This window comes from Promicromonospora kroppenstedtii DSM 19349 (genome assembly GCF_000515355.1).
Lineage (GTDB): Bacteria > Actinomycetota > Actinomycetes > Actinomycetales > Cellulomonadaceae > Promicromonospora > Promicromonospora kroppenstedtii.
Map to the genome: position 1 here is coordinate 11,317 of NZ_KI911747.1, position 4,749 is coordinate 16,065.

Annotated in this window: 4 protein-coding genes; 1 reads left to right on the top strand and 3 read right to left on the bottom strand. The window is 74.6% G+C overall.

The window, feature by feature from the left end:
- Positions 1-2,039: alpha-L-rhamnosidase (locus tag PROKR_RS25530; RefSeq protein ID WP_051433362.1), on the top strand; the 2,039-nt coding region annotated here is incomplete at its 5' end.
- Positions 2,040-2,140: 101 nt separating this feature from the next.
- Here PROKR_RS25530 and PROKR_RS25535 read toward each other — a convergent pair.
- The 3 genes from PROKR_RS25535 to PROKR_RS25545 form a co-directional block, all read right to left on the bottom strand.
- On the bottom strand, positions 2,141-2,578 hold the full coding sequence (locus PROKR_RS25535) for a VOC family protein (protein WP_036969314.1): 438 nt from the start codon (positions 2,576-2,578) through the stop codon (positions 2,141-2,143).
- 32 nt (positions 2,579-2,610) lie between these two features.
- Positions 2,611-3,372: an SDR family NAD(P)-dependent oxidoreductase gene (locus tag PROKR_RS25540; protein ID WP_036969306.1), complete on the bottom strand. Its 762-nt coding sequence runs from the start codon at positions 3,370-3,372 to the stop codon at positions 2,611-2,613.
- An 80-nt stretch (positions 3,373-3,452) separates the two neighbouring features.
- Positions 3,453-4,749, bottom strand: a 1,297-nt coding sequence (locus PROKR_RS25545) for an aldehyde dehydrogenase family protein (protein WP_036969307.1), incomplete at its 5' end; no start/stop codon positions are given.

A 4,749-nucleotide genomic window follows, 5' to 3' on the forward strand; every position in this document is an offset into this window, starting at 1 on the left:
GGGTCGACGCCGGCCGCGCCGTCCCCGGCTGGAGCCTGCCCGGGTTCGACGACTCGGCGTGGGCGCCCGTGCGGGTCGACGCCGCCGACGTCGTCCCCGAGCCCGCGATCGCCGAACCCGTGCGGCGCGTGGACGAGGTCGCGGTACAGGAGCTGATCACCACGCCGTCGGGCCGCACGGTGCTCGACTTCGGGCAGAACCTCGTGGGCCGCCTCCGGGTGCGGCTGACCGGCGAGCGCGGGCAGGTGATCACCGTGCGGCACGCCGAGGTGCTGGAGCACGGCGAGCTGGGTGTGCGGCCGCTGCGGCACGCCGCCGCGACCGACCACCTGGTGCTCTCCGGCGGGGAGGACGTGTTCGAGCCCGAGTTCACGTTCCACGGGTTCCGGTACGCCGAGGTGGACGGCTGGCCCGGCGGGCTCGATCCGGAGACGGCCCGTGCGGCCGTGACCGCCGTCGTGATCAGCAGCGACATGCGCCGCACGGGATGGTTCGAGAGCTCGGACGAGCTGGTGAACCGCCTGCACGAGAACGTCGTGCGGGGCATGCGCGGCAACTTCGTCTCCCTGCCCACCGACTGCCCGCAGCGCGACGAGCGCCTCGGCTGGACCGGCGACATCCAGGTCTTCGGCCCCACCGCGAGCTACCTCTACGACAGCGACGCCTTCCTGGCGTCCTGGCTGCGCGACGTCGCCGCCGAGCAGGCCGACCGGGGCGGCGTCTGCCCCGTGGTGGTCCCGTTCGTGCTGCCCTTCGGCGCCAAGCCGGCCGCTGCCTGGGGCGACGCCGCGACCGTGGTGCCGACCACGCTCCTCGAACGGTTCGCCGACCGGCGGGCGCTGGCCGAGCAGTACCCGAGCATGCGCTCGTGGGCCGACGCCCTGCTGGACCTCGCCGGCGACCGGCTGCTGTGGGAGGGCATGTTCCAGTTCGGCGACTGGCTCGACCCCGACGCGCCGCCGGACGACCCCGCCGGTGCCAAGGCGGACCCCGACATCGTGGCCAGCGCCTACCTGGTGCGCTCCCTGCAGCTCGTCACACGGGCGGCCCGCGAGGTGGGCGACGCCGCGGGCGTGGAGCGGTACGGCGACCTCTCCGAACGCGCCCGGCGGGCGTGGGTGGCGGAGTACACGACGCCGGCCGGCCGCATCGTCTCGGACGCGCAGACCGCGTACGCGCTGGCCATCGCGTTCGATCTCGTCGACGACGTCACGCGCGCGGTGATGGGCGACCGGCTGGCCTGGCTGGTGCGGCGTGCCGGGTACCGGATCGGCACCGGGTTCGTGGGCACGCCGATCATCCAGGACGCGCTGACCGGCACCGGCCACGCCGACGTCGCCGCGCGGCTGCTGCTCCAGACGGGCGTGCCGTCGTGGCTGTACGCCGTGACCATGGGCGCCACCACGGTCTGGGAGCGGTGGGACAGCATGCTGCCGGACGGCAGCATCAACCCCGGCGAGATGACGTCGTTCAACCACTACGCCTTCGGGGCCGTGGCCGACTGGCTGCACCGCACCGTGGCCGGGCTCGCCCCCGGCACCCACGGGTACCGGAGGCTGCGCATCGCGCCCGTGCCGATCGCCGGGCTGGACCACGCCACCACCCGGTTCGAGACGCCCTACGGCCTCGCCGAGGCGGGCTGGGCGGCGCGGGACGGGCAGATCGTGGTGCGCGCGGTGGTGCCGCCCAACACGACGGCGGTGGTGGTGCTGCCGGGCGGCACCGGCGAGCTCGAGGTGGGCGCCGGGCGGCACGAGTGGACCGTCCCCGACCCGCGCGACCGGTCCGTCCCGCCGCCGGTCACGCTGGACAGCACGCTCGGCGCCGTCGCCGACGACCCGGAGGCGTTCGCGACGGTGCTGGCCGCCGTCGAGGACGCGGACACCGGGCAGACCGGCGCCCTGCGCTCGCTCAAGGAGTGGACCGACCAGCGCACTCTGGCCGAGGAGCTGGTGCGGCTCCCCACCGGCGCGCCGGACGAGGTACGCACGGCGCTGGAGGCCCTCAACGCCCGCCGCGGGGCAGTGGTCGCGGGGTAGCGGTCGGCAGTTTGCTTCGCGGACTCGGCAGTTGGCATCGAGATCGGCTTAGCCCTGTGCCGAGTTCGATGCCAACTGCCGAGCATTCGGGCGGAGCGGCGTCAGTCCAGGCAGAACTCGTTGCCCTCGACGTCCTGCATGTTCTGGCAGGACTCGTTCTCCCCGTCGGCCAGCAGCAGCGTCCCGCGCGTCGCGCCGATCGCCTCCAGGCGGACGGCGTGGGACTCCAGGACGGCCAGGCGCTCCTCACCCACGAGGCCCCTGCCCACCTTGACGTCGAGGTGCACGCGGTTCTTGACGACCTTGCCCTCGGGCACGCGCTGGAAGAACAGCCGCGGGCCCACCCCGTTCGGGTCGCTCGCGCCGAACCACGAGTCCCGCTTCTCCTCGGGCAGCGAGCGGGTGTACTCCTCCCAGGAGGCGAAGCCGTCCTCCGTCGGGTCCGGGGGAACGTAGCCCAACGCCTCGCACCAGAACCGGCCCACGCGCTCGGGACTGGCACAGTCGAAGGTGATCTGGATCGGCTGCACTGTCGTCATCGGCACACCATAGGACGGCGGCGGCCCTGGGATCACACTGATTCCTTGGTGATGCTCCAGCCGCCGTCGACGTTGAGCTCCACACCCGTGATGAACGAGGCCCGGTCGGAGCACAGGTAGACGATCGCGTCGGCCACCTCGGACGCCTCGCCCAGCCGTCCCATCGCCGTCGCCGCGGCCGCGCCGGCCCGCTCGGCCTCTCCGACGCCGTCCCAGTGCGGCGTGAGCACGGGTCCGGGCAGCACGCTGTTCACGCGCACCGCCGGGCCGTACTCGGCCGCGAGCTGGCGGGCCAGCCCCGTCATCCCCGCCTTCGCCGACGCGTACGCCGCCCGGCCCGGCAGCCCGAAGTGGGCGTGCACCGAGGACACCATCACCACCGAACCGTTGCCCGACGCCGACAGGTCGGGCAGGACCGCGCGCGTCGCCAGGTAGGCGCCCGTGAGCGTCACCCGGATCTGACGGTCCCAGCTCTCCGGCGGGGTGTCCTCCAGCGAGGCGACGCGGCCCGCGTACGCGTTGTTCACCAGGATCTGCGGCCGGCCCAGCTCCGCGCGGCACGCGGCGACGGCGTCGGCCCAGGCGGACTCGTCGGCGACGTCCATCACCGAGGCGGAGGCCCGGAGACCGGCGGCGCGCAGCTCGTCCCGCAGACCCAGCACCGTGGGGGAGACGTCCACCAGGAAGACGCCGGCGCCGTCCTCGGTGAGCCGCCGGGCCGTGGCCTCGCCGATGCCCTGGGCGGCACCGGTGACGACGGCGGCCCGGCCGTCCAGGGGGAGCTCACGCGACATGTCCGGTGCCTTTCGTCGGGGGACGTACCCGCCGCAGGCTACCCGCCGTGGGGCGCCGACCCGTGCCGGGGCTGCCGCCGTCAGATCGGGTACGCCCGCGACCCCGCCTGGACCGTGATCCAGCGCAGCTCCGTGAACTCCTCGACCGCGGCCCGCGAGCCGAACCGGCCCCACCCGCTCGCGCCCACGCCGCCGAACGGCATCTGCGGCTCGTCGTGCACCGTGGCACCGTTGACGTGGCAGATCCCGGACCGGATGCGGCGCGCGACGTCGAGCGCGGCGGTGACGTCCCGCCCGAACACCGCGGCCGACAGCCCGTACTCGGTGTCGTTGGCGATCCGGACGGCGTCGTCGGCGCCGTCGGCCTCCGTGATCGACACGACCGGCCCGAACGACTCCTCGGAGTAGATCCGCATGCCCGGGTGCACGCCCCGCACGACCGTGGGCCGCAGGTAGAGCTCGTCGGCCGTGCCGCCGGCGATCACCTCGGCACCCTGCTGCTGGGCGTCGGCGACGAGGTCGAGCACGTGGTCGCGCGCCGCGGCGTGCACCATCGGCCCCACCTGGGACTCCGGGTCGTCGGGCGGGCCCACCGCCAGGGCCGCGGCCCGGGCCGCCAGCCGCGCGGAGAGGTCGTCCGCCACGGTCCGGTCCACGATCACGCGCTCGGTCGACATGCAGATCTGCCCCTGGTTCATGAACGCGCCGAAGCTCGCGGCGGCAGCCGCCTCGGCCAGGTCGGCATCGGGCAGCACCACGAACGGGGCCTTGCCACCCAGCTCCAGCAGCACCCGGGTCAGGTGCCGGCCGCCGAGCTCGCCGATCACCCGGCCCACCCGGGTCGAGCCGGTGAAGTTGACCCGCCGCACGGCGCGGTGCGCCACAAGCGCCTCGACCACGGCGGGCGCGTCCTGCGGCGCGTTGCTGATCAGGTTGACCACCCCGGCGGGCGCCCCCGCCTCGCGCAGGACGTCGACGATCGCGGCCTGCGTGCGCGGCGTCTGCTCGGAGGCCTTGAGCACCACGGTGTTGCCCAGCGCGAGCGGCATCGCCACGGCACGCACCCCCAGGATCAGCGGCGCGTTCCACGGCGCGATGCCGACCACCACCCCGGCGGGCTGCCGCACGCCGTACGCGGTCAGGCCCGGCACGTCGGACGGGATGATCTCGCCGACGGCGGAGTAGGCCTGCGCCGCCGCCTCGGCCAGCATGCCCGTGGCCACGTGCACGTTGAACTCGCACCAGGGTCGCGTCGCGCCCATCTCCTGGCTCATCACGGCGGCCACCTGCGCCGAGCGCTGCCCGAGCAGGTCAGCGGCGCGCTGCAGCACCTCGCGCCGTGCGGCCGGGGGCAGGCCGGACCAGGCGGGCAGGGCG

Excerpts from the sequence above, each read along its gene's own strand:
- PROKR_RS25535 (WP_036969314.1), bottom strand. The coding sequence starts at position 2,578 with ATGACGACAGTGCAGCCGATCCAGATCACCTTCGACTGTGCCAGTCCC.
- PROKR_RS25540 (WP_036969306.1), bottom strand. The coding sequence starts at position 3,372 with ATGTCGCGTGAGCTCCCCCTGGACGGCCGGGCCGCCGTCGTCACCGGT.